Genomic DNA, 23,817 nt, shown 5'->3' with positions numbered 1-23,817 from the left:
ACCCTTTCGCGGCAGCTGGCGCGCTTTCGTTGCCGCCAGAAACCCCCGACAAGAACGGCGTAGGGGAGAGACCTGAAGACGGCCCCTCCCTACCCCTCAATTCGTCATCCCCGTTGAAATATGGGGCATGGGGGCGCCGGGCATAGGACGATTAAGTGCATGCCAAAACCTCCATGGGTGGGATCCCCCCTATTTCCAGGAAACCATCCCCACACCAACCACGACCAGCCCCAGTGCGCGCCTGTGGAAAACCCAGCCACCTGCGAAAAACACGGCCGCCACTGACATCGCCACCAACACCAGCACCAGCACCAGCACCAGCACCAGCACCAGCACCAGCACCACCCTCACCCCAGGTCAGTGCCCAACTCCTTCAGCACCACGTCAGCGGCGGCATAGGGGTCCTTCCTCCCCTCCGCCACGTCCTCGGCCAGCGCGTCCAGGCCGGTGTCGTCGCCCGCCCCGCCCATCCGCGAGCGCAGCAGGTCCAGCACGATCGCCTGCACCTCGTCCCGGGCGCGGGCGCGACGGCGACGGGCCAGGTCGCCGCTGGCCTCCAGGTGGGCGAAGTGCTGGTCCATCCGCCCCCACAGCTCGTCGACGCCCTCGTCCCTGGAGGCGACGGTCATCACGATCGGCGGCTTCCACTCCTGGTCGGTGCGGTCCTTCATGGCGATCATCTGGCGCAGCTCGCGCAGGGTGGACTTGGCGCCCTCCCGGTCCGCCTTGTTGATCGCGAAGACGTCGGCGACCTCCAGCACGCCCGCCTTGGCGGCCTGCACCGAGTCGCCCATGCCCGGGGCGCACAGCACCACGGTGGTGTCGGCCTGCCCGGCGATCTCCACCTCGGCCTGGCCCACGCCCACCGTCTCCACCAGGATCACGTCGAACCCGGCCGCGTCGAGCACCCGCAGGGCGTGCGGCGTGGCCCAGGACAGCCCGCCCAGGTGCCCGCGGTTGGCCATGGAGCGGATGAACACCCCCGGATCGGTGGCGTGCTCCTGCATCCGCACGCGGTCGCCGAGCAGGGCGCCGCCGGTGAACGGCGAGGACGGGTCCACGGCCAGCACGGCGACGGTCAGCCCCTTCGCCCGGGCCGCGCGCACGACGGCGTTGGTGGTGGTGGACTTGCCCACCCCCGGGGAGCCGGTGAAGCCCACCACCCGGGCACGACCGGTGTGCGGGGCCAGGCCCGCCATGATCTCGCGCAGGGCGGCGGCCCCGTTCTCGACCAGGGTGATCGCGCGGGCCAGTGCCCGGCGGTCGCCCTCGCGGACCCGTTCGACCAGTTGGGGGGTGTCCATGGAACTCCTCGGTGTGGGCGGAGCAGGACGGGGCGAGGGCTCGTGGCCCCCGCCCCGCGGCTGTCAGGTGCGTCGTGTCCCCGGGGCTCTCCCGGGTACACAGTGTCTTCGGGTCACAGTGTCTTCGGATCGGGTCCCCCGCGCGGTCCGCCACGCGGGCGTTCGGGGATCTCCCGGTGCCCGCGGACGGCGTCCACGAGGGGGTCGGCCGCAGTCCGGCGGCCGTGGCTGCCGGGCCCGGGGCCCGGCGCGGCACCGCCCGGCGGGCGCCCCGAGCGGCGGTACCGAACGGCACCACCGGGCGGGAACCGTCAGCGGCACCGCCCGGCGGGCGTCATCAGCTGGGCTACTCGGCGGGGACCGTGAACAGCAGGGCGTCGCCCTGGCCGCCGCCGCCGCACAGGGCGGCCGCGCCGAACCCGCCGCCGCGGCGGCGCAGCTCGTGGACCAGGTGCAGGGCGATGCGGGCCCCGGAGGCGCCGATCGGGTGGCCGAGCGCGATGGCACCGCCGTTGACGTTGACGATGTCCTCCGAGACGCCCAGGTCGCGGGTGGACTGGAGGCCCACCGCGGCGAAGGCCTCGTTGATCTCGATCAGGTCCAGGTCCTCGACCGAGCGGCCCGCCTTGCCCAGCGCGTGCCGGATGGCGTTGGAGGGCTGGGAGTGCAGCGAGTTGTCCGGACCGGCGACGTTGCCGTGCGCGCCGATCTCGGCCAGGACCGTGGCGCCCAGTTCCTCCGCCTTGGCGCGGCTCATCACGACCACCGCGGCGGCGCCGTCGGAGATCTGCGAGGAGGAGCCCGCGGTGATGGTGCCCTCGCTGTCGAAGGCGGGGCGCAGACGGGCCAGGCTCTCGGCGGTGGTGTCGGCCCGCACGCCCTCGTCGGCGGAGAAGACGACGGGGTCGCCCTTGCGCTGCGGGATCTGGACGGGGACGATCTCGGCGTCGAAGTACCCGGCGGCGGCCGCGGCGGCCGCGCGCTGGTGGGAGCGGGCCGCGAAGGCGTCCTGCTCCTCGCGCCCGATGCCGAGCTTGCCGTTGTGGCGCTCGGTGGAGGCGCCCATGGAGTCGCCCTCGAAGGCGTCGGTCAGGCCGTCGTGCGCGGTCGCGTCCAGGACCTCGACCGACCCGTACTTGTAGCCCTTGCGCGACTTGGGCAGCAGGTGCGGCGCGTTGGTCATGGACTCCATGCCCCCGGCCACCACCACGTCGAACTCGCCCGCGGAAATGAGCTGGTCGGCGAGGGCGATCGCGTCCAGGCCGGACAGGCAGACCTTGTTGATCGTCACCGACGGCACGTTCATGGGGATGCCCGCCTTGACGGCGGCCTGGCGGGACGGGATCTGGCCCGCGCCCGCCTGGAGCACCTGTCCCATGACCACGTATCCGACCTGTTCGCCGGTGATGCCGGCGCGTTCCAGCGCGGCCTTGATCGCGAAGCCCCCGAGGTCGGCGGCGGAGAACCCGGCGAGGGAGCCGAGGAGTCTGCCGGTGGGGGTCCGTGCCCCACCGACGATGACGGAACCGGGCATCGTAACTGGCCTCCAAATGCATGGGTGACGCACCTGGTCTGCAACGATACCCACACCGCAGTCAGCGATCCCCGGGAGGTTCACCCCATGAGTGACGCACCGCACTCGGCCAGCGAGTTCATCACCCCGCCCTCCTCCTCCACCCCTTCCTCCCCCTCCGCACCCGCGGCCCCGTCCGCACCCGGCGTCCCGTTCTCCGGCCTGACCCGGCTCGACCACGTGGGCATCGCCTGCCGCGACCTCGACGCCTCGGTGGCCTTCTACCGGTCCACGTACGGGTTCGAGGTGGAGCACGAGGAGGTGAACGAGGAGCAGGGCGTGCGCGAGGCCATGCTCCGGGTCAACGGCACCGACGACGGCGGCGCCACCTACCTCCAGCTGCTCGAACCCACCCGCGCGGACTCCCCGGTGGCCAAGTTCCTGGAGCGCAACGGCGAGGGCGTCCACCACGTCGCCTTCGGTACCGCGGACGTGGCCGCCACCGCGGCGGGCGTCGGCGAGAGCGGCGTGCGCGTGCTGGACGCCCGGCCGCGGCGGGGGACGGCGGGGTCGAGGATCGTCTTCCTGCACCCCAAGGACTGCGGCGGCGTGCTCACCGAGCTGGTCCAGAGCGCGGATGGGGCGCATGAGGAAAGGGACGACAACCGTCCCGGAATTTCCGGATAGCGTCACGGGGGCGTTCCGGACAAGTCACAGGTTGAACGCCAGTGGCGTAGTTAGCCTCGGAGCCCACCGGAAGTTACCCGAAACCCCCTTCCCAGGTGTTCCGCGCTTGATAAAGTCGGCTAGCTGCCGGATGCGCTATTCCGGCGTTGGTCCATGTCTTGCAGTCCGGTAGCCGAGTCGGGTCGGCCGTACCGCCGTGTCAGGTGACGTGGCGCACGCGGACGACCTCGGGGGCGGTCAGGGGCTCACCAGCCCGTCGTCACCCGCCCCATCCCCCGGCTCGCGACCGGACCCGTCCCCGGGGACAGCACTGCCGCCCTCCCCGCCGTCCCCGGCCCCTTGCAAGTAGCCGTCTCGCACCCGTTCAGGATTCCGCCACATGCCGTCAAACAACATCGACACCCAGCTCAACAACATCTTCGACGAGGACAACACCCCGCACGAATTCGACGTGGTGCTGCGTGGGTATGACCGCACCCAGGTGGATGACTACGCGGCCAGCCTGCGCAACGAGCTCAAGCAGTACTCCAAGCAGGTCGAGAAGTTCAAGGCCGAGCTGAACGCCAAGAACCGCCAGCTCCAGGAGCGCGAGCGCCCCTCCTACTCCGGTCTGGGCTCGCGCATCGAGGAGCTGCTGCGCCTGGCCGAGGAGCAGGCCAACGAGCTGGTCCAGAGCGCGCAGATCGACGCCAACGACATCCGCTCGGCCGCCAAGATCGAGGCCGCCGACATGCGCGCGGCCGCCGAGTCCGAGGCCACCGAGGTGCGCGCCCTCGCCCAGCGCGAGGCCGACGAGACCCGTCAGACCGCCGAGTCCGAGGCGGAGGAGATCTCCACCACCGCCCGCCGCGAGGCCGACGAGCTCACCTCCACCACCGAGCGCGAGGTGCAGAAGAAGCGCTCCGCGGTCGACCACGAGATCGCCGAGAAGCGGGCGACCTTCGAGGGCGAGATCGCCAAGCTGCGCACCACCACCGAGCGCGAGTGCGCCCAGGCCCGCGCCGCGGCCAAGCGTGAGCGCGACGAGACCATCCAGTCCGCCAAGAGCCAGGCCGAGGAGCTGCGCAAGAACGCCGAGCGCGCCTACGCCGAGTCCGAGGCCCGGCGCACCGAGGCCGAGGACCAGTTCGAGCTCCAGCTGGCCGACCGCCGCGCCGAGGCCGAGCGCCAGGACGCCGAGCGCCTCGCCGCCGCCCAGGCCGCCACGCAGAAGATGGTCAACGAGGCCGAGGAGCGGGCCGCCAGCGCCGAGCAGCGCGCCACCAAGGCGAGCCAGCAGGCCGAGCAGACCCGCCGCGACGCCGAGAACCACGCCAAGCAGCTGGTCGGCAACGCCAAGAAGAACGCCGCCCAGATCGAGGCCGAGGCCAAGTCCAAGGCCGAGCACCAGCTCGGGGACGCCAAGTCCGAGGCCAACCGGATCATGACGGCCGCCAAGAAGGAGGTCGACGAGCTCAACCGCCAGCGCGACAGCATCCAGTCGCACCTCCAGCAGCTGCGCCAGCTGCTCGGCGGTGGCGGCCCGGCCGCCCCGGCCCCGGTTCCCGCCGCGCCGGTCGCCCCCGCTCCGGCCCCGGCCGCGATCCCGCAGGAGCCTGCTCCGGCCGCCGAGGAGACCCGGCAGCCGGTGCACTCCGGCAAGGGCGCCGACGACGAGGACTGGTGGCAGGAGTAGGGTCGCGGCCCGCTCGGGGCTGACGCTCTCCCCCACGTGCGAGGACCCGCCTCCCCCGGCTGACGCCGGGGAGGGCGGGTCCTTCGTCGTGTCGGAGGCGGGACGGCGCCTCCCGCAGCGGGCCCGGGGGCCGGGCGCGGCGGCACCGGACCGTCAGCAGGGACGCCAGTGGCGGTCAGGTCCGCGCGGGGCTAACCGAGGGTCTGGACGTCCTTCTCGTACGGGCCGTCCCACTCCACGGGGAGCGGGTAGGCCTCGGGGTTGACCCGCTTGACGATCTCGTCCAGCACGCGGCGCACGTAGGGCTCGCCCACCCACAGGTGCTTGGCGCCCTCCACCCCGACGACCTCGCACTGGGAGAGCGGTTCGAAGCGCTTCCTGGCCTCGTCGGGGCGCAGGTAGTCGTCGTGCTCGGGGACCAGGGCGACCACCGGCTTGCCCGTCCGCGCCCACACCTCCATGTCGGCCTCGCCTGCGCGGTGCAGCGGCGGCGACAGCAGGATCGCGCCCTTGACCTGCGGGTCGGCGCCCCACTTGAGGGCCAGCTCGGTGCCGAACGACCAGCCCAGCAGCCAGGGTTCGGGCAGGCCCTCGAACTCGGTGAACTCGATGGCGGCGAGCACGTCGTGCTTCTCGGTCTCGCCCTCGCCGAACTCGCCCTGGCTGGTGCCGTGCCGCGAACCGGTGCCGCGGGTGTTGAACCGCAGCACCGCGATGTCGGCCAGCGCGGGCAGCCGGAACGACGCCTTGCGCAGGACGTGGCTGTCCATCATGCCCTCGGCGGTGGGCAGGGGGTGCAGGCACACCAGGGTGGCCTTGGGGTCGCGGCCCTCGGGCAGGGCCAGCTCGCCGACCAGTTCCAGTCCGTCGGCGGTGTGCAGGGTGACGGGTCGTCTCACGGCGGGCAGCACCGTGGTGGCTCGGATCTCCATGGCTCCTCGTGTCCGGGGTAGGTGGCCGGGGTTCAGCGGCGGGGGGAGCGCGGTGCGCGGTGGGAGCGCCGGTCCCAGCAGGAAGAGTGCCAGTGGCGCCGGTCGTCGCCGTCACCGTAGGGGCGCCAGGCCACGACGTGCGCCATGCCGGTCGGGATCTCCTGGGCGCAGCCGGGGCAGCGGTAGACCTTGGTGGCGGCGGCGCCGGGGATGCGGCGCGTCACCCACTCGCCGTCGGGGCCGGTCTCGCGGCGCTGTCCGCCGGTGACGCGCAGCATGAGGGCGTCCTCGTCGTCGGGGGCGCCGCCGGGGGCCTTGCGGCCCCGGGCGGATGTGCGGCGGGGAGAGTTACGGCGCGGGCTCACACCGTCCAGGTTAGAAGAGGACCGGCAGTGGCCGCCGCCACAGGACCGGCGGCGGCCGACTCCGCCTCCCCGCGCGAGGGGCGGCCCGGCACGGTGGCCGGAGCGGTCCCGTGCGCCGTGGCGCTCCTGTGCCGGGCGCGGGGCCGGCGCGGAGGCGTCACCGCGGACCGGGGCCCGCGCCCCGCGACGGCGGCGCCTCCGCTCGGCGCGTCAGGCGTGGCAGGCGCAGCCGCCGTGGCCCTCGCCCTCCGGCGCGTCGGGCAGCTGGTCCATCAGCAGCGGGGCGGGCACCGGGATGTCGGTGAGGCCGTACTCGCCCATCGCGACCAGGGTGGTGACCACGGACTCGGCGCCGCGCTCCTCCAGTAGTTCGGTGGGGCCCTTGGGGTAGCCGCAGCCGAAGCGCATGGCGGTGTCGACGTCCCTGGCGGAGGCGTAGCCGTCGCCGATCATGCGCATGGCGTCGTCGATCTGCGGCGCGAGGAGGACCTCGCCCAGGTCCAGGGTCTCCTCCTCCTGGATCATCTGCGCGTAGCGGCCGGTGGGTCGGGGCTCGGGGGCCTCGTCGGTGCCCGCGTAGAAGCCCTGGCCGGACTTGCGGCCCAGGCGGCCCGCGGCCACCATGCGGCGCAGCAGCGGCGAGGCGGCGTAGCGCCGGTCGCGGTACTCCTCCCACAGGACGTCCATGACGGCCAGGCATACGTCGAGGCCGACCAGGTCGGCGAGGGCCAGCGGGCCCATGGGCAGTCCCGCGGCCTTCTGCACCGAGGCGTCGATCTCCTCGCGGGTGGCCACCTTGCGCTCGTACAGGCGGATCGCGTCGTTGATGTAGGGCACGAGGAGGGCGTTGGCCACGAACCCGGCGCGGTCACCGACCGCCACGGGGGTCTTGCCGATGCGCTTGGCCACCTCGCAGACCACGTCGACGGTCTCCGCGCTGGTGGAGACCGTGGTGATGACCTCGACCAGCTTCATGACCGGGGCGGGGTTGAAGAAGTGCAGCCCCACGACCTTGTCCGAGCGGCCGGTGAGCGCGGCGATCTCGGTGACCGACAGCGAGGACGTGTTGGTGGCCAGGATCGTGCCGGGCGGGCAGATCCGGTCCAGGTCCGCGAAGACGTCCTTCTTGATGTCCATCCGTTCGGGGACGGCCTCGACGACGAAGTCCGCGTCGGCGAGGTCCTCGCGCGAGGTGGTGAACGTCAGCCGGGTGTCGATCCCGGTGCGTTCGTCCTCGGTGAGCTTGCCCTTGTCCACCGCCTTCGAGAGGGACCGGTCCACGTGGGCGCGGCCGCGGTCGACGGCGGCCTGGTCGATCTCGACCCCGGTGACGTTGAACCCCGCGCGGGCGAACACCTCGGCGATACCCGCGCCCATCGCGCCGAGTCCGACGACACCGACCTTGTCAAATTCCTGCACCATACGCCCAGACTACGGGCCCGGCCGAACCGTCCCGCGCACGGGATGCCCGAGTCGGGCACTCGGTGCCATCCGGTGCGGCGGTGGCGGTGCCGCCGCACCCCGGCCGTGGCGCGGCGGCACCGCCCCCTGCCGGGGCGCGACCACCCCCGACAGGACCGCCTCTAGCAGTCGACGAGCTCGGGCGACTGGTTGAGCAGCTGGGCGCGCGGGGAGGTGAACTCGGCGCGGGCCTCCTCGGCCCCGGGCGCGAAGAGGGCCACGCGGTGGCAGTTCTGGAAGGCCAGGCGCAGGCCGAAGTGCCGCTCCACCGCGCCGCGCATGGCGTCGCTGGCGAGCAGGCGCAGCAGCTGGCCCCTCTCCTGTTCGCCGGGCGGGGGCACCTCGTTCGCCTCGAAGCCGGACTCGGCGGTCCGGGCGCCCTCGGCCAGCCCGCTGACCACCTCCCAGGCGTAGGGCAGGGAGTCCTTGATGCAGGCGATGAAGTCGGCGTCCTCGACCGGGCCGTGCTTCGCCTTCTCCAGCAGGTCGGGGGAGACCGTCAGCGACATGGGGGTCCCTTCGTCGTCGCGGGCGCGCGGATGCGCGCCCCTGGCGACGTTAGGGGTCCGGCCGCGCCCCGTCATGGCGCCGAGGGGACACACCTGTCTTCCCTCGGGGGCACATCCCTGTGGGCGCGGTCGCCAGCGCCGAACGGGGAGGGCGGACGATACGCGGTTGCGCCCCGCGCGTGCGGCGGAGGCGGTAACGTGACGTTTCGTGCGTCTCGTCATCGCTCGGTGCAGTGTCGACTACGTCGGCCGCCTCACCGCCCACCTGCCCATGGCTCCCCGCCTGATCCTCATCAAGGCCGACGGGAGTGTGTCCATCCACGCCGACGACCGGGCGTTCAAACCGCTGAACTGGATGAACCCGCCCTGCAAACTGCGCGAGGAGACCGTCGCCGACGGACCCGACGTGTGGACGGTCACCCACGGCAAGTCCGGTGAGAAGCTGGTGCTGACCGTCGAGGAGGTCATGCACGACTCCTCGCACGAGCTGGGCAAGGACCCCGGCCTGCAGAAGGATGGTGTGGAGGCCCACCTCCAGGAGCTGCTGGCCGAGCACATCACCACCCTCGGCGACGGCTACACCCTCATCCGCCGCGAGTACCCCACCGCGATCGGCCCGGTGGACATCCTGTGCCGGGACGGCGCCAACGCCACCGTCGCGGTGGAGCTCAAGCGCCGCGGCGACATCGACGGCGTCGAACAGCTCACCCGCTACCTGGAACTGCTCAACCGGGACCCGCAGCTCGCGCCGGTGCGCGGCGTGTTCGCCGCCCAGGAGATCAAGCCGCAGGCCCGTGTGCTCGCCGAGGACCGCGGCATCGCCTGCGTGGTGCTGGACTACGACGAGCTGCGCGGGATCGAGCCGGACGTGCTCCGCCTGTTCTGAGCGGCCCCCTCCTCCTGACGGGCCCCGGGCGCGAGCGCGCGCCCGGGGCCCGTCCGCGTCCGCTCCGGGGTGCCCCCTGCCCCTGGGGCCGCCCCTCCCTTGGTCGGGGTGGCGTCCTCCATCCGGAGGACACGGGTGCGACCCGGCGGCCGATACCCCGGGGGTCCCGCCCGCGGGAGAGTCGGTGGCATGAGCGAGACAGCGATCGAGGTCCACGGCCTCCGCAAGAAGTACGGCGACGACGAGGCCGTCGCCGGAGTCGACCTGAGCGTCCGGCGCGGCGAGGTCTTCGCCCTCCTCGGCCCCAACGGTGCGGGCAAGTCCACCACGGTCGAGATCCTGGAGGGCTTCCGTCACCGCGACGACGGCACCGTCCGCGTGCTGGGCGAGGACCCCGGCACCGCCGGTCGCCGGTGGCGCTCGCGTATCGGGGTGGTGTGGCAGGGGGAGACGCTGATCCCCCAGCTGTCCGTGCGCGAGGTGGTCCGCCACTTCGCGGGCTACTACCCCGCTCCCCGCGACCCCGACGCGGTGGTCGACCTGGTCGGTCTGGGCGAGAAGTCCCGGGCGCGGGTCGCGTCCCTGTCCGGCGGCCAGCGCCGACGCCTGGACGTGGCCCTGGGCATCATCGGCAGGCCGGAACTGCTGTTCCTGGACGAGCCCACCACCGGCTTCGACCCCGGGGCCCGGCGCGACTTCTGGACGCTGATCGGCGACCTGGCCCGGGGCGGCACCACCATCGTCCTGACCACGCACTACCTGGAGGAGGCCGAGGCGCTCGCCGACCGCGTGTGCGTGGTCGCGCGCGGCAGGGTGCGCGCGCAGGGATCCCCCGCCACCCTGGGCGGGCGCGCCTCGGCCCGGGCCACCGTCGGCTGGACGGTCGACGGGCAGCGCCGTGAAACCCGCACCGACGAGCCCGCCCGGGTGGTGGGCGAGCTGTCCGCCCTGTTCTCCGGCGAGGTCCCGGGGTTGAGCGTGCACCGCCCCACGCTGGAGGACGTCTACCTGGGCCTGATCGGCGAGGAGGGCGATAACCGCGGGGAGGGCGACGACAGGGACGGCCGCCCCGCCGAGAGGAGGGTGTCCGCGTGAGCACCGCGACCGACCGCACTCCCGCCGACCCCGCCGTACCGGCCTCCTCCGGACGCCTGCCCGGCGCGCTGCGCGTCGGGCTGTCCCGGGGCTGGCTGGAGATCCGCGAGTTCGCGCACGAGTGGGAGAGCGTGATCTTCACCTTCTCCCTGCCCGCGCTGATCCTGGTCATGTTCTCGTCGATCTTCGACGGCATGTTCGACATGGGCATGCCCGCCGTGGACTACTACCTGCCGGGCCTGGTGGCGATGGGCCTGATGTCGGTCAGCTTCCAGCAGCTGGGTCTGGGCATCGCCAACGAGCGCGAGCGGGGCGGTCTGCGCCGCCTGCGCGGTACGCCGATGCCGCCGACCGCCTACTTCGTCGGCAAGACCGTGGTGGTGCTGTTCCTGGCCCTGGGCCAGCTGGTCCTGCTGCTGGGCGTGGCCGTCCTGGCCTTCGGGGCGCGCATGCCCGACGGACCCGCCGCCTGGGCGACGCTCGCGTGGGTGTTCGTGCTGGGTACCGTCTCCTGCTCGCTGCTGGGCGTCGCGGTCAGCTCCCTGGCCCGCAACGTCCGCTCCGCCTCCGGCATCGTGGTCGTGCCCTTCCTGATCCTGCAGTTCATCTCGGGAATCTTCGTTCCGGTCGTCGCCCTGCCCGACTGGGTGCTCGACGCCGCCGCGCTCTTCCCCCTGATGTGGATGGCGCAGGGCCTGCGCGCGGCGTTCTTCCCCGCCGAGATGGCCGCCCTCGAACCCGGCGGTTCGTGGGACCTGTCCGGGGTCGCCCTCGCGCTGGGCGTGTGGTGTGTGGTGGGCTTGGCGCTGGTACTGCTGACGTTCCGGTGGAAGACGCGGAAGGACGGGTGATCGCCGTGGCCGCACGGGCTCCGGGGGGCGGCCACGCCCCGCCCGCACCGTCCCCCGGGCCCGGCGGCGCCCCGTCCGGGGAAGGCACCCCAGCCGGGGAGGAGGAGCGCGACGAACGGCACGCCTGGGACCTGGGCGTGTGGTGGGACGTGTACTTCACCTCCGTGACGGCCGCCATGGCGGCCATCGCGCTGGTCACCAGCGACCCCTTCTGGCGGTGGCCGCTCGTGGGGCTCATGGCCGCGGTGACGGCCGTGTACTACCTGTTCGCCAGGCGGTTGGTGCTGCGCGAGGAGCGGGTCCGCCCGGCGGTCCTCATGGCCGCCCTGCTCGTGCTGTGCCTGCCCGCGGTGACGGTCAACCCCACCCTGACCTTCGTGGTCGTGGCGGTGGCCCCGCTGTGCTTCATCACCTCCCCGGTCCCGGCCGCCGTCTCGACGGTGGGCGCGATCCTGCTGGTCCCGATGCCGCGGCGCGCGGGGAGACCGTCCTGACCGGACGGCTGGCGGGCAGGCTGTTCACCGGCATGCGCCGGCGCGGAGAGCCCGCCGCCGTGCTGTCGCCCCGCGAGGTGGAGGTGCTGCGCCTGGCCTCCGAGGGGCGCACCAACGCGGCGATCGGGCGTGCCCTGCGCATCAGTCCGACCACGGTCAAGACCCACCTGATGCGGGTCTACGACAAGCTCGGCGTGGGCGACGGGACGTCGGCGGTGAGCCAGGCGATCCGCCGCGGGCTGCTCCCCGAGGACTGATCCCGGGCCGCGGAGCCGGGTCTCGGGGATCTCTGGGGGATTTTCCCCGATGCGGCACACCGCGCGGCGCCGGAAGAATGGTTCTATGGTGGAAGCAATGAGCGAGATCACTCCCCCCGAGCACGGTCGGATGCGCGCCTCCGACGCCGACCGTGACTCCGTCGCGCACCGCCTGCGTGAAGCCCTTGCCGAGGGACGTCTGGACCCGGACGAGCACAGCGAGCGGCTCGACGCGGTCTACCGGGCCAAAACCGTCGGCGAGCTGGTCCCCCTCACCGAGGACCTCCCGGCGCCGAACGCTCCCGGCGCCTCCGTGGCCCCCACCGACTTCCGTTCGCCCCGGCCGCTCTACGGCGGCGGCCGGATCGTGGACCAGGAACCCACCAGCCGGGCCGCGGTCGTCGTCCTGGGCGGTGCCGCCCGGTCGGGCAACTGGGTCGTGCCGGGCGCCTTCACCGCCTTCGCGGTGCTGGGCGGGATCGACCTGGACCTGCGCGAGGCCCGGTTCACCCAGCGCGAGACCACCATCTGGGTCTGCGCCGTCATGGGCGGGGTGGGCATCACCGTGCCCGACGACGTGCAGGTGCGGGTGCATGGCCTGCCGCTAATGGGCGGCTTCGGCGTCTCCGAGAACACCCCCAGCGTGGTGGACCCGGACGCGCCGATCGTGCACGTGCGGGGCATCGCCGTGATGGGCGGGGTGGGCGTCGAGTACAAACCGCGCAAGCACCAGGACGAGGAGTAGGCCCGCCTCCCCGGGAGGACACGGGTCGACGAGACGTTCTGCTCACGCGGGACCGTCCATGGAACCACACTGCCACCCCATGCGTAAGGTCTGTGGCTGATTGTGGCAATTGTGGTCATCGGTCCTTGCCGGGAGCACCTCCGCGGTGTCAGGCTGCACCGGTACTTCGCCTACCCAAGGTGTCCATCCCCCGACTCCCAGGAGCGGTGGACCCCCGCACTCCGGAGGAAGATCCTTGCGCACCAGTTCCGAAGGGAAGCCGCCGCGCGGAGCGGCCGTGCCCGCCTCCCGGCGCCGCGCCGCCACGGCCGGCGCCGCGGCCGTGCTGATGACCGTCGCCGCCCTGGCGTCCTCCCCCGCCCACGCCGAACCCGGGCCGCCCGGGCACGCCGGGCCCCCGGACCACTCCGGAGCCCCCGAGCACGCGGGGCCGCCCGCGCACGCGGGCAGGCCGAGCGAGGACCCGCCGCTGTCGGAGCGGGTGAGTGCGGAGGCCATCCGCGAGCACCTGGAGAACCTCGACACCATCGCCGAGTACAACGGCGGCAACCGGGCCACGAACACCCCCGGCTACGACGTCGCCGCCCTCTACGTCGAGGACCAGCTGGAGCGCGCCGGGTACGAGCCCTACCGGCACGAGTACGAGTACGAGCTGTGGCGGGAGAACTCCCCGGCCGTCCTCGCCCAGACCGCGCCGGAGCAGGTCGCCTACGAGGCCGAGACCGACTACGCGACCATGAGCTACTCCGGCTCGGGCGACGTCACCGCCCCGGCGGTGGCCGTCAACGCCGACAGCGCCGCGAGCGGCTGCTCCCCCGACGACTTCGCCGACTTCCCCGAGGGCGCGATCGCGATCACCGTACGCGGCACCTGCCCGTTCTCGGACAAGGTGGACAACGCCGCCGCCGCGGGGGCCGCGGCCGCCCTGGTGGTCAACAACGAGGACGAGGTCTTCCTGGGCACCGTGGGCGAGCACTCGGCCATCCCCGCCCTGGGCGTGTCCGGAACGCTGGGCACGGAGCTGCTGGCCGCCGAGGGCCTGGAGCTGCGGGTGAGCGTGGACGCCGAGGTCAGCAACGAGACCTCCTACAGCGTCCTGGCCGAGACCCCGGGCGGCCGGGACGACAACGTGGTGGTCGTGGGCGGCCACCTGGACAGCGTCGAGGACGGCCCCGGCATCAACGACAACGGCAGCGGCACGGCCTTCCTGCTGGAGACCGCCATCCAGCTGGCCGAGCAGGAGGAGCCCAACAACAAGGTGCGGTTCGCCTTCTGGGGCACCGAGGAGGAGGGCCTGGTCGGTTCCACCCGGTACGTGGAGGACCTGACCGCGCAGGAGGTCGAGGACATCGCCCTCTACCTCAACTTCGACATGATCGGCTCGCACAACTACGGCCGGTTCGTGCTGGACGGCCGGATGGAGCTGCCCGGCTCCGTGGCCGCCCCGTCGGGCTCCGGCGCGATCGCGAAGGTCTTCGAGGACTACTTCGCCGCCCAGGACCAGGTCAGCGAGCCCGGCGTGCTGAGCGGGCGCAGCGACTACCAGGCCTTCATGACCGCGGGCATCCCGTCGGGCGGCCTGTTCAGCGGCGCCGACGGCGTCAAGACCGAGGAGCAGGTCGAGTGGTACGGCGGTACGGCGGGCGAGCAGTTCGACCCGTACTACCACACCGCCGACGACACCATGGAGCACATCAACTGGGACTCGGTGGCCGAGCTGTCGGCGGCCGGTGCGCACGGCGTGGAGTTCTTCGCCGAGAGCACCCTGCCGGTGAACGGTGTGCTGCGCACGACGGCCGCGCCCGACTTCCCGCGCCTGGGCGACGGCTGGCTGAGGTAGTCCGCGCGCGATCCGCGTGAGGGATCCGCATGCACGACAGGGCGGGCGGCGTGAACCCCCCGGTTCCACGCCGCCCGCCGCGGTGTCTCCCCCTCCGCGGTTCCCGGATGACCCCCTCTTGCATCCAGGTACCGCACATGGACACCACGGGCAACTACTTTCGGTAGCCCCCTGAATTCCCAATGTATCAGTGAGTTGCATCACCTTCACACGCTGATATGGAACAGTTATCCTCCGTCACGCCAGGTGCTCCGGCCCACCGCAGCACCCGCCGGAGCGCGACCGAACCCTAGGGTGGAGGGCATGACCAAACGGGACACCGACAAGCCGGTCGTGCTGTCGAAGATCTACACGCGCACCGGCGACGCCGGGACGACGGCGCTCGGCGACATGAGCCGGACCGGCAAGAACGACACGCGCCTGGTGGGCTACGCCGACACCGAGGAGGCCAACGCCGCGATCGGCACCGCCCTGGCGCTGGGCGAGCTGCCCGACGACGTTCGGGACCTGCTCGGACGGATCCAGAACGAGCTGTTCGACCTGGGCGCCGACCTGTCCACGCCGATCGTGCCCGACCCGGAGTACCCGCCGCTGCGGGTCCTGCCCGAGTACGTCACCCGGCTGGAGGAGGCCTGCGACGCCTACAACGCCGACCTGCCCACCCTGCGCAGCTTCATCCTGCCCGGGGGCTCCCCCACCGTGGCGCTCATGCACACCGCCCGGATCGTGGTCCGGCGGGCCGAGCGCAGCGTGTGGGCGGCCGTCGAGGAGCACGGCGAGACCGTCAACCCGCTCACCGCCCAGTACCTCAACCGGCTCTCCGACCTGCTGTTCATCCTCGGCCGGTACGTCGCCCGGGAGGGCGACGAGGTCCTGTGGAAGCCCGGCGGCGAACGCTGACGTCCGCTGCCCGCCGCGGCCTGCGGGCCGCGCCCGGGCGCCCGCCCGCACCCCGAGGGGTCCCGCTCCGCGTGAGCGGGACCCCTTCGCGCTCCCCACACCGCCCCGGGGCCGCCCACACCCCGGAACGCCGTCCCAGTGGGCGTCCGCGACCTGCGCGGACGGAAATCGTCCGGTGGGACGCGTGTCTTCGGCCGGACTGGGGTTATGGGTTCTGGACACAGGAACGGACGAAGGAAGGAACGCAGATGACCACCAGAGCCAGACCGGCGACCGTCACCGCGGTCTTCGTGCTGCTGGTCCTGATCGCGGTCTACCAGATCATCATGAGCCTGATGGCCCTCGTCGGCGCCACCGCCATGGCCACCGTCCCGATGATCGCCGAGGGCGCTCAGGTGCCCGTCTGGGCCGTGCTGACCGGCGCGGCCGTCGGCCTGGTCTACGGCGCGCTGTCGGCCGTCCTGGCCGTCATGGTCAACCGGAACCGCGGCGGCGTGCGCACCTCGGTGACCGCGGTCAACGCGGTCTACGCCGTCGTGATCCTGGCCCTGCTGCTCACCCCGGTCAGCGGGGTCCCCGAGATCGTCGCGGCGCTCTTCGCCGTCACCGTGGCGGTCCTGGCCAACACCGCGACCGCCAGGGAGTACTTCTCCGGTGCCGCGGTCCCGGCCGGACACGCCCACCCGCAGGTCGGCTGACCGCCCCCCTGACCGCGCCCGGCCCGGCACCCTCCCACGGGCCGGGCGCGCCCCTGTCCGCACCGTTCGGTCGGCGCGGCACGGCGGCAGACACGCGGACACGGGAGGTGCACACGCGGCGCGGTCGCGGCCCAGGGCAGGGAGGGCGGGGGTTCCGGGCACCCCGGGACGAGGGCGGCCCCGGCCCCTCAGCACTCGGGCGGGAACTCCTCCTCCGGGACGAACTCCGCCTCGGCCGACCCCCCGGCGGCGGCGTACACGCCCTGCTCCTCGGCCAGCACCCCGGTCGTGAACGCGACCGTGCCGATGTCGTGCTCGGTCTCCTCGCCCGGCGGGGCCTCCCGCGAGCCGATCCCGACCGTGTACTCCTCACCCTCCGACTCCGGGACCAGACGGTAGACCTGCCGTCCGTCGCCGTCGGTGATCCGCCAGGCGTCACCGGGGGCGGCCAGGTCCACCTCGGTCCGGTTGCCGTCGAAGTCGCGGGTGGCGATCAGGTGGATCCGCTGCCCGCCGCCGGTCAGGTCGATCTGGCGGGGGGAGGCGTCACCGCACCAGGCCACGACCAGCACGGGGAACTCGTGCGCGGCGGAGAAGTGGCCCGTGGCCACGGCGCCGACGTGGCCGCCCGAGGGCTGGCAGGCGGCGAGCAGGGGGATGAGGAGGGCGGGGCCCAGGAGTAGGGGAAGTCGCGAGGCGAACATGGAACCGCATCCTGCCGTGTCCGGCCGCCCAGGGGAAGGGGACACGGGGCACGGCCGCGCCGCGCCCCGCGAAAGGCCCGGTCTCAGGCGTCGCCGAGTTCGCGTTCGACGGCCTCGACCTTGCTGCGCAGGCCGTCGGTGACGCCCTCGCGGATGTCGGCCTTGAGGGTGAGGCTGACCCGGGAGGCGCCCTCCCCCGCGGCCTGCACGGCGCGCTTGACGACGTCCATGACCTCGTCCCATTCACCCTCGACGCTGGTGAACATGGCGGAGGTCTCGTTGGGCAGTCCGCTCTCCCGGACCACCCGCACAGCGCGGGCGACGGCGGGGGCGACGGACTCACCGGTTCCGAGAGGGGAGACGGAGAAAGCGACGATCGTACTCATGTCGGCCATGCTAGGCACACGGGGCGCGCGGGGGAACCACCCACGCGCACAAACTCAGCTCTCCCAGTGCGTTCCCGGGGGCATCGACTCCAGCCACGACAGGAAGCCGGTCTGGGCGCCCTCGCCCATGGCGATCTCGTAGGCCGCCTCGCGGGGGTCGGAGCCGTCGGCGAGCAACCAGCCCACCTGGAGCACGGTGAGGTCGGCGGGCAGGTCCTCGTCCCCGGCGGGGGCGCGCCGCCCCACGACGACGAGACCGCGGCGCGACAGCCTGGCTGTCGGCCGCGGTCTGAGGGAGAAGATCGGGAACCAGCCCAGGTTCTCCGTGCCGTACCGGCCGAAGCCGATACGCCAGGACCCCCTGCGGCCCCGCGCCCCGACGGCGCGCAGGTAGCACTCCACCGCGCCGCCGCGCCGTACGAGGATCCAGCGGCGCAGGGTGACGGCGAGCGCCAGCGCCAGCAGGACGACGAGCAGGGCGAGGAACACCCACAGCGCGGACTCCCACCAGGGTGCTCCGGGCCGGAGCCGTTGCATGCCCACCACTCGTCCCGCCGTCCTACGCTAGGCGACTTCCTCGCCCGCGGCCCGCAGACGGCTGCGGGCACGGCCCAGGGCGACGTTGTCGCCGGACTCGGCCGCGCCCTTCAGCGCCGTGCGCGCGCGGTCCACATCGATGTCCTCGGCGAGCTCGGCGGTCTCAGCGAGGATGGAGACGCGTCCCTCACCCGAGACCGAGACGAACCCGCCGTGCGCGGCGGCCCGGACCTCGCCGGTCTCCCGCGCGCCCAGCACGCGGACGACCGCGTCGTGGGCGAGCAGCGACAGCACCGGGACGTGCCCGGGCTGGACGCCCATCTCACCCTCGACGGTCTTCGCGATGACCATGTCGCCCTCGCCCGCCCAAATCTCACGTTCGGGCGAGACGATCTCGACGAAAAGCTTCTTCGACACTGCCACAAACTCCTCGGCTAGCGGGTGATTCGGCCGGGCCGGTCCCCGACCGCTGTCGGGGACCGGCCCGGCCGGAGAACTAACCCTGCAGCTTCTTGGCCTTCTCGACGGCCATGTCGATGTTGCCGACGTCGAGGAACGCCTGCTCGGGCAGGTGGTCGTACTCACCGTCGCACAGGCCCTTGAAGGAGGAGATGGTCTCCTCCAGGGGGACGAACACGCCCGGGGTGCCGGTGAACTTCTCGGCCACGAACATGTTCTGCGACAGGAAGCGCTCGATCCGGCGCGCCCGGTTGACGACGATCTTGTCCTCCTCGGACAGCTCGTCCATACCGAGGATGGCGATCTGGTCCTGGAGGTCGTTGTTGCGCTGGAGGATCTCCTTGACGCGCTGGGCCACCTGGTAGTGCTCCTCGCCCACGTACTGCGGGTCGAGGATGCGCGAGGTGGAGGTCAGCGGGTCCACCGCCGGGTAGATGCCCTTCTGCGAGATCGGGCGGGAGAGCTCGGTCGTCGCGTCCAGGTGGGCGAAGGTGGTCGCCGGAGCCGGGTCGGTGTAGTCGTCCGCGGGCACGTAGATCGCCTGCATCGAGGTGATCGAGTGACCGCGGGTCGAGGTGATCCGCTCCTGGAGCTGGCCCATCTCGTCCGCCAGGTTGGGCTGGTAGCCCACGGCCGAGGGCATGCGGCCCAGCAGCGTGGAGACCTCCGAACCCGCCTGGGTGAAACGGAAGATGTTGTCGATGAACAGCAGCACGTCCTGCTTCTGGACGTCGCGGAAGTACTCCGCCATCGTCAGAGCGGACAGGGCCACCCGCAGACGGGTGCCCGGGGGCTCGTCCATCTGGCCGAAGACGAGGGCGGTGTCCTGGAGGACCTCCATCTCGTCCATCTCCAGGAAGAGGTCCGTACCCTCACGGGTGCGCTCGCCGACACCGGCGAACACGGACACACCACCGAAGTTGCGGGCGATACGCGTGATCATCTCCTGGATGAGCACGGTCTTGCCCACACCGGCGCCGCCGAACAGGCCGATCTTGCCACCGCGCACGTACGGGGTGAGCAGGTCGATGACCTTGATGCCCGTGACCATCATCTCGGTCTTGGACTCGAGCTGGTCGAAGGCCGGGGCCTTGCGGTGGATCGGCCAGCGCTCGGTGACGCCCAGCTCCGCGGTCGGCACGTCCAGGGACTCGCCCAGGGTGTTGAACACGTGGCCCTTGACGACGTCGCCGACGGGCACGCTGATGGGCTCGCCGGTGTCGCGCACCTCGGCGCCGCGGACGAGGCCGTCCTGGGGGGCCAGGGAGACCGTGCGCACGAGGTTGTCACCCAGGTGCTGGGCGACCTCCATCGTGATGGTCTTGGCCTTGCCGCCGATGGTCACGTCGGTGTGCAGGGCGTTGTAGATGGCAGGCAGGGAGCCGACGGGGAACTCCACGTCGACGACCGGGCCGGTGACCCGGGAGATCCGGCCGGTGGCGGTGCCAGCCCCAGCCGTCCCTTCAACTGTCGCAGTCACTTTTGTTACTCACTTCCCGCGCTGGCAGCAGCGAGCGCGTCGGCACCGCCGACAATCTCACTGAGCTCATTGGTGATCTCAGCCTGACGTGCCTGGTTGGCCAGACGGGTCAGGTTCTTGGCGAGTTCCTCGGCGTTGTCCGTGGCCGCCTTCATGGCGGCGCGGCGGGAGGCCTGCTGGGAGGCGGACGACTCCAGGAGCGAGAAGTAGATCCTGTTGACGACGTACTGCGGCAGCAGCTGGTCCAGGACCTCCTCCGCCGAGGGCTCGAACTCGTACAGCGGGAGCGGCTCGCTCCCGTGCACGGCCTCCAGCTCGGAGCTGTCGACCTCCTCCACCTCCAGCGGCAGGGCCCGGACGGCCCCGGCGCGCTGGGTCAGCATCGAGACGAACTCCGTGGAGACCACGTGGATCTCGTCGACCCCGCCGTCGGCGGCGTCGGCGGAGAACTTCTCCATGAGGGCGGAGCCGATCTCCTGGGCGTGCGCGTAAGTGGGGCGCTCGGTGAAGCCCTCCCACTGCGCCTCCATGGGGCGGTCGCGGAACTTGTAGAAGCCCACGCCCTTGCGGCCCACCATGTAGGTGAGGACCTCCTTGCCCTGCTCGCGCAGGAGCTGGGTGAGGGAGTCCGCCTCCTTGAGCACGTTGGTCGAGAAGGCGCCCGCCAGGCCCTTGTCGCTGGTGATGACCAGGACCGCGGCGCGGGTGGGGTTCTCGGCCTCGGTCAGCAGCGGGTGATCGGTCACCCGGCTGGCCAGGGCCGAGACCGCCCGGGTGATCTCCCGCGCGTAGGGCCCAGCAGCCTCCGCCGCACGCTGCGCCTTGGTGATGCGCGTCGTGGCGATGAGCTCCATCGCGCGGGTGATCTTCGCCATCGACTTCGTCGAGCGGATCCTCCGGCGATAGACGCGAAGCTGTGCACCCATGGGTTACTTCCCGCCCTTGGCGACCTTGATGGTCTCCTGGCCGACCTTCTCCTCGTCCAGCGCCTCGGCCTCGGCCTCGGTGCCCAGGAGGGTTCCGGCGGAGGTCTGGAAGCCCTGCTTGAACTTCTCCAGCGCCGAGTCGAGGGACTTCTCGGTCTCGTCCTCGAACTTGCCGCTCTCGCGGATGGTGTCGAGGATGCCCGAGTGCTCGCGGCTCAGGTGGTCGAGGAAGTCCTCCTCGAAGCGGCGCACGTCCTCGACCGGGACGTCGTCGACGCGGCCGGTGGTGCCGGCCCAGATCGAGACGACCTGCTTCTCCATGGAGAACGGCGAGTACTGGCCCTGCTTGAGGAGCTCCATCAGGCGGGCACCGCGCTCCAGCTGCTGCTTGGAGACGGCGTCCAGGTCCGAACCGAAGGCGGAGAACGCCTCCAGCTCGCGGTACTGGGCCAGGCCCAGCCGCAGGGTGCCCGAGACCTTCTTCATGGCCTTGGTCTGCGCGGCGCCACCGACACGGGAGACCGACACACCGACGTTGATCGCCGGGCGCTGGCCCTGGTTGAACAGGTCCGACTCCAGGAAGACCTGGCCGTCGGTGATGGAGATGACGTTGGTGGGGATGTACGCCGAGACGTCGCCCGCCTTGGTCTCGATGATCGGCAGGGCGGTCATCGACCCCTTGCCCATCTCGTCGGAGAGCTTGGCGCAGCGCTCCAGAAGCCGGGAGTGCAGGTAGAAGACGTCACCGGGGTACGCCTCGCGGCCCGGCGGGCGGCGCAGCAGCAGCGAGACCGCACGGTAGGCCTCGGCCTGCTTGGTGAGGTCGTCGAAGACGATGAGGACGTGCTTGCCCTCGTACATCCAGTGCTGGCCCAGGGCCGAGCCGGTGTAGGGGGCCAGGTACTTGAAGCCGGCCGCCTCGGACGCCGGGGCGGCGACGATGGTGGTGTACTCCATCGCGCCGGCCTCTTCGAGGGCGCCACGCACACCGGCGATGGTCGAGCCCTTCTGACCGATCGCGACGTAGATGCAGCGCACCTGCTTGTCGGGGTCGCCCGACTCCCAGTTGGCCTTCTGGTTGATGATCGCGTCGATGCAGACCGCGGTCTTGCCGGTCTGCCGGTCGCCGATGACCAGCTGGCGCTGGCCGCGGCCGATCGGGGTCATCGAGTCGATCGCCTTGATACCGGTCTGGAGCGGCTCGTGGACGGGCTTGCGCTCCATCACGGAGGCAGCCTGGAGCTCCAGCTCACGGCGTTCGGTGGACTCGATCTCGCCCTTGCCGTCGATGGGGGCGCCCAGGGGGTCCACCACGCGGCCGAGGAAGTTGTCACCCACCGGCACCGAGAGGAGCTGGCCGGTGCGGCGCACCTTCTGGCCCTCCTCGATGCTGGTGAAGTCACCCAGCACGACGACACCGATCTCACCGATCTCGAGGTTCTGGGCCAGGCCCAGGGTGCCGTCCTCGAACTGGAGCAGCTCGTTCGCCATCGCCGAGGGAAGGCCACCGACGCGGGCGATGCCGTCACCGGAGTAGGTGACGGTACCGACCTCTTCCGCGCGGGTGGCTTCAGGCTCGTACGACTGGACGAAGCGCTGTAGCGCGTCCCGGATCTCGTCCGGCCGGATCGTCAGCTCCGCCATCTCTACGTTGTCCTTGCTCTCAAATGGCGCCGGGCTGGCGCCGTGCGTGCTTGCCTTGCGTTCTGTCAGCCGGCCAGGCGGCGTTGGGCCTCGGCGATACGCCCGGCGATGGTCCCGTCGATGACCTCGTCACCCACCTGGATGGACAGGCCACCCACGATCTCGGGGGCGACCTCGATGTTGAGGTGGATGTCGCGGCCGTAGACGCGCGAGAGCGCGGCTCCGAGCCGGGACTGCTGTTGCTCGCTCAGGGCGACTGCGCTGCGGACGACGGCGACGTAGCGCTTGGCGCGCTCGGCGACGAGCTGTCCGAAGTTGTCCAGCGCCTGCTCCAGGGTACGACCCCTGGGCCGGGTGACCGCTTCTCCGACCAGGACCAGCGTCGCGGGGTTCACCTTGCCCGAGAGCAGGCCCTCCACGAGGGAGAGACGCTTCTCGGGGGCGACCCCCTCACGGGTGAGGGCGTCGCGCAGCGCGGGCTGGGCGATGACGATCCGCTGGAAGCGGAACAGCTCGTCCTCCAGCTCGTCGAGCCCCGAGGCGCTCTGGAGCTGGGCGACGGTCGCGTAGACCGCCATCCGCTCCATCGCGTCCACCAGGTCGCGCGGACCCGACCACCTGGCCGAGACCACGTCACCGGCCACGAGGACCGCGGACGGCGACACCCGGGTCTCCAGGAGCTGCCCGATGAGGCCGGTCTTGGCCTCGGCCGGGTTCGCCTGGTCGGCGAGCCAGCGGCGCAGCGAGTGCTCGCTCCCCAGCAGGGCGACGACCTCGAAGAGCTCGCTGCCCAGGGAGACGCCGCTCTGCGGGGTTCCCGCCGACGCCAGGACGTTCTCGTCCAGGCGCCGGGTCACCTCGGCCAGCGACGTGCGGCTGATACCACGCATCAGCGCACCTCTGCCCGCTGCGTGCTGTCGCTCTGCTCCAGCTCGTCCAGGAACCGGTCGATGACGCGGTTCTGGGCGGCGCTGTCGCTGAGGGTCTCACCGACGATGCGGCTCGCCAGCTCGGTGGAGAGCGCACCGACCTCGTTGCGCAGCTGCACCAGGGCCTGCTGGCGGTCGGCCTCGATCTGGGCGTGGGCCGCCTCGACGATGCGACGCGCCTCGGCCTGGGCCTCCTCGCGCGCCTCGGCGATGATCGCCGCCCGCTGCTCCTTGGCCTTCTCCAGTTCCTGGGCGTACTCGCGGTGCGACTCTTCGAGCTTCTCGCGGTACTGCTGGCGGATCTCCTCGGCCTCGGCCTCGGCCCTCTTGGCGCGCTCGATGCCGCCCTCGATGGCGTCGTGACGCTCGTCGAGGACCGCCATGACCTTCGGCACCGCCTTGCGGGCGACAAAGAAGTAGACCACGGCGAGCGCGATCGCACCGAAGGTGAACTTCACCCAGTCGATCCGCAGAATGTTGTAATCGGCTGCCAACTCCACCAACATGGTCAGCCCTCCTTCGCGTCAGTTGCCATCAGAT

The 23,817-nt window shown here is 71.8% G+C and carries 26 protein-coding genes and 1 pseudogene; 11 read left to right on the top strand and 16 right to left on the bottom strand.

Going from position 1 to position 23,817, the window contains the following annotated elements:
- Positions 1-189: 189 nt before the first annotated feature.
- From G011_RS31685 to G011_RS0112695, 3 genes are all read right to left on the bottom strand, one after another.
- On the bottom strand, positions 190-342 hold the full coding sequence (locus G011_RS31685; RefSeq protein WP_155979754.1) for a membrane or secreted protein: 153 nt from the start codon (positions 340-342) through the stop codon (positions 190-192).
- Positions 343-347: 5 nt separating this feature from the next.
- Positions 348-1,304 (bottom strand): methylmalonyl Co-A mutase-associated GTPase MeaB, encoded by a 957-nt coding sequence (gene meaB, locus G011_RS0112700; RefSeq protein WP_019608784.1) that lies wholly within the window; start codon positions 1,302-1,304, stop codon positions 348-350.
- Positions 1,305-1,650: 346 nt separating this feature from the next.
- Entirely contained in the window at positions 1,651-2,838 is a 1,188-nt protein-coding gene (locus G011_RS0112695) for an acetyl-CoA C-acetyltransferase (RefSeq protein ID WP_019608783.1), read from the bottom strand.
- 87 nt (positions 2,839-2,925) lie between these two features.
- Here G011_RS0112695 and mce point away from each other — a divergent pair, with 87 nt between their 5' ends.
- Both mce and G011_RS0112685 read left to right on the top strand, forming a co-directional pair.
- Complete coding sequence (gene mce / locus G011_RS0112690) at positions 2,926-3,504, top strand: methylmalonyl-CoA epimerase (RefSeq protein ID WP_019608782.1); 579 nt, start codon at positions 2,926-2,928, stop codon at positions 3,502-3,504.
- A gap of 379 nt (positions 3,505-3,883) precedes the next feature.
- Positions 3,884-5,179 (top strand): DivIVA domain-containing protein, encoded by a 1,296-nt coding sequence (locus G011_RS0112685; RefSeq protein WP_013151410.1) that lies wholly within the window; start codon positions 3,884-3,886, stop codon positions 5,177-5,179.
- Between the two features lie 191 nt (positions 5,180-5,370).
- Here G011_RS0112685 and G011_RS0112680 read toward each other — a convergent pair whose 3' ends face one another.
- From G011_RS0112680 to G011_RS0112665, 4 genes are all read right to left on the bottom strand, one after another.
- Positions 5,371-6,111, bottom strand: coding sequence for an alpha/beta hydrolase (locus tag G011_RS0112680; RefSeq protein WP_013151409.1), 741 nt, complete (start codon positions 6,109-6,111; stop codon positions 5,371-5,373).
- 32 nt (positions 6,112-6,143) lie between these two features.
- Positions 6,144-6,476: a hypothetical protein gene (locus tag G011_RS0112675; RefSeq protein WP_013151408.1), complete on the bottom strand. Its 333-nt coding sequence runs from the start codon at positions 6,474-6,476 to the stop codon at positions 6,144-6,146.
- A 210-nt stretch (positions 6,477-6,686) separates the two neighbouring features.
- The gene (locus G011_RS0112670; protein ID WP_026338254.1) at positions 6,687-7,898 is read right to left on the bottom strand and encodes a 3-hydroxybutyryl-CoA dehydrogenase; all 1,212 of its coding nucleotides are present in this window, start codon (positions 7,896-7,898) and stop codon (positions 6,687-6,689) included.
- A gap of 161 nt (positions 7,899-8,059) precedes the next feature.
- Positions 8,060-8,446 carry an SCO5389 family protein gene (locus tag G011_RS0112665; protein ID WP_019608779.1) on the bottom strand — a complete coding sequence of 129 codons (387 nt, stop codon included), beginning with the start codon at positions 8,444-8,446 and terminating at the stop codon, positions 8,060-8,062.
- A gap of 208 nt (positions 8,447-8,654) precedes the next feature.
- Here G011_RS0112665 and nucS point away from each other — a divergent pair, with 208 nt between their 5' ends.
- From nucS to G011_RS0112620, 9 genes and pseudogenes are all read left to right on the top strand, one after another.
- Positions 8,655-9,332: an endonuclease NucS gene (nucS, locus tag G011_RS0112660; RefSeq protein WP_013151405.1), complete on the top strand. Its 678-nt coding sequence runs from the start codon at positions 8,655-8,657 to the stop codon at positions 9,330-9,332.
- Positions 9,333-9,521: 189 nt separating this feature from the next.
- Positions 9,522-10,427 (top strand): ABC transporter ATP-binding protein, encoded by a 906-nt coding sequence (locus G011_RS0112655; protein ID WP_019608778.1) that lies wholly within the window; start codon positions 9,522-9,524, stop codon positions 10,425-10,427.
- Positions 10,424-11,278 carry an ABC transporter permease gene (locus G011_RS0112650; protein ID WP_019608777.1) on the top strand — a complete coding sequence of 285 codons (855 nt, stop codon included), beginning with the start codon at positions 10,424-10,426 and terminating at the stop codon, positions 11,276-11,278. Before G011_RS0112655 ends, G011_RS0112650 begins: the two co-directional genes overlap by 4 nt.
- Positions 11,254-11,772, top strand: coding sequence for a hypothetical protein (locus G011_RS0112645; protein WP_231391433.1), 519 nt, complete (start codon positions 11,254-11,256; stop codon positions 11,770-11,772). The genes G011_RS0112650 and G011_RS0112645 overlap by 25 nt, the downstream gene beginning before the upstream one ends.
- Positions 11,745-12,029, top strand: a pseudogene (locus tag G011_RS29775) (response regulator transcription factor); the annotation flags it as partial. The gene G011_RS0112645 and the pseudogene G011_RS29775, both read left to right, overlap by 28 nt.
- An 85-nt stretch (positions 12,030-12,114) precedes the next feature.
- The gene (locus G011_RS0112635; protein WP_026338253.1) at positions 12,115-12,774 is read left to right on the top strand and encodes a DUF1707 domain-containing protein; all 660 of its coding nucleotides are present in this window, start codon (positions 12,115-12,117) and stop codon (positions 12,772-12,774) included.
- 235 nt (positions 12,775-13,009) lie between these two features.
- Positions 13,010-14,614, top strand: coding sequence for a M28 family peptidase (locus G011_RS0112630; protein ID WP_026338252.1), 1,605 nt, complete (start codon positions 13,010-13,012; stop codon positions 14,612-14,614).
- Between the two features lie 303 nt (positions 14,615-14,917).
- On the top strand, positions 14,918-15,514 hold the full coding sequence (locus G011_RS0112625; protein WP_026338251.1) for a cob(I)yrinic acid a,c-diamide adenosyltransferase: 597 nt from the start codon (positions 14,918-14,920) through the stop codon (positions 15,512-15,514).
- A gap of 248 nt (positions 15,515-15,762) precedes the next feature.
- Positions 15,763-16,212 carry a hypothetical protein gene (locus G011_RS0112620; protein ID WP_019608771.1) on the top strand — a complete coding sequence of 150 codons (450 nt, stop codon included), beginning with the start codon at positions 15,763-15,765 and terminating at the stop codon, positions 16,210-16,212.
- Between the two features lie 188 nt (positions 16,213-16,400).
- Here the strand turns inward: G011_RS0112620 and G011_RS0112615 are convergent, their stop codons facing one another.
- The 9 genes from G011_RS0112615 to atpF form a co-directional block, all read right to left on the bottom strand.
- Complete coding sequence (locus G011_RS0112615) at positions 16,401-16,916, bottom strand: hypothetical protein (protein WP_019608770.1); 516 nt, start codon at positions 16,914-16,916, stop codon at positions 16,401-16,403.
- A gap of 83 nt (positions 16,917-16,999) precedes the next feature.
- The gene (locus G011_RS0112610) at positions 17,000-17,311 is read right to left on the bottom strand and encodes an MTH1187 family thiamine-binding protein (protein WP_019608769.1); all 312 of its coding nucleotides are present in this window, start codon (positions 17,309-17,311) and stop codon (positions 17,000-17,002) included.
- Positions 17,312-17,356: 45 nt separating this feature from the next.
- Complete coding sequence (locus tag G011_RS0112605) at positions 17,357-17,839, bottom strand: DUF2550 domain-containing protein (RefSeq protein ID WP_026338249.1); 483 nt, start codon at positions 17,837-17,839, stop codon at positions 17,357-17,359.
- 27 nt (positions 17,840-17,866) lie between these two features.
- The gene (locus G011_RS0112600; protein ID WP_013151392.1) at positions 17,867-18,256 is read right to left on the bottom strand and encodes a F0F1 ATP synthase subunit epsilon; all 390 of its coding nucleotides are present in this window, start codon (positions 18,254-18,256) and stop codon (positions 17,867-17,869) included.
- A 79-nt stretch (positions 18,257-18,335) separates the two neighbouring features.
- The gene (atpD, locus tag G011_RS0112595; RefSeq protein WP_026338248.1) at positions 18,336-19,778 is read right to left on the bottom strand and encodes a F0F1 ATP synthase subunit beta; all 1,443 of its coding nucleotides are present in this window, start codon (positions 19,776-19,778) and stop codon (positions 18,336-18,338) included.
- A gap of 5 nt (positions 19,779-19,783) precedes the next feature.
- The gene (locus G011_RS0112590) at positions 19,784-20,704 is read right to left on the bottom strand and encodes a F0F1 ATP synthase subunit gamma (RefSeq protein ID WP_026338247.1); all 921 of its coding nucleotides are present in this window, start codon (positions 20,702-20,704) and stop codon (positions 19,784-19,786) included.
- Positions 20,705-20,707: 3 nt separating this feature from the next.
- The gene (atpA, locus tag G011_RS0112585) at positions 20,708-22,348 is read right to left on the bottom strand and encodes a F0F1 ATP synthase subunit alpha (protein WP_019608765.1); all 1,641 of its coding nucleotides are present in this window, start codon (positions 22,346-22,348) and stop codon (positions 20,708-20,710) included.
- Positions 22,349-22,413: 65 nt separating this feature from the next.
- Positions 22,414-23,238 carry a F0F1 ATP synthase subunit delta gene (locus G011_RS0112580; protein WP_019608764.1) on the bottom strand — a complete coding sequence of 275 codons (825 nt, stop codon included), beginning with the start codon at positions 23,236-23,238 and terminating at the stop codon, positions 22,414-22,416.
- Positions 23,238-23,783 (bottom strand): F0F1 ATP synthase subunit B, encoded by a 546-nt coding sequence (gene atpF, locus G011_RS0112575; protein ID WP_019608763.1) that lies wholly within the window; start codon positions 23,781-23,783, stop codon positions 23,238-23,240. Before atpF ends, G011_RS0112580 begins: the two co-directional genes overlap by 1 nt.
- Positions 23,784-23,817: the final 34 nt, after the last annotated feature.

Source organism: Nocardiopsis sp. CNS-639 (assembly GCF_000381685.1).
GTDB lineage: Bacteria > Actinomycetota > Actinomycetes > Streptosporangiales > Streptosporangiaceae > Nocardiopsis > Nocardiopsis dassonvillei.
The sequence above is the reverse complement of the archived record's forward strand: the minus strand, read 5'-3'. Positions and strand labels throughout refer to the sequence as shown.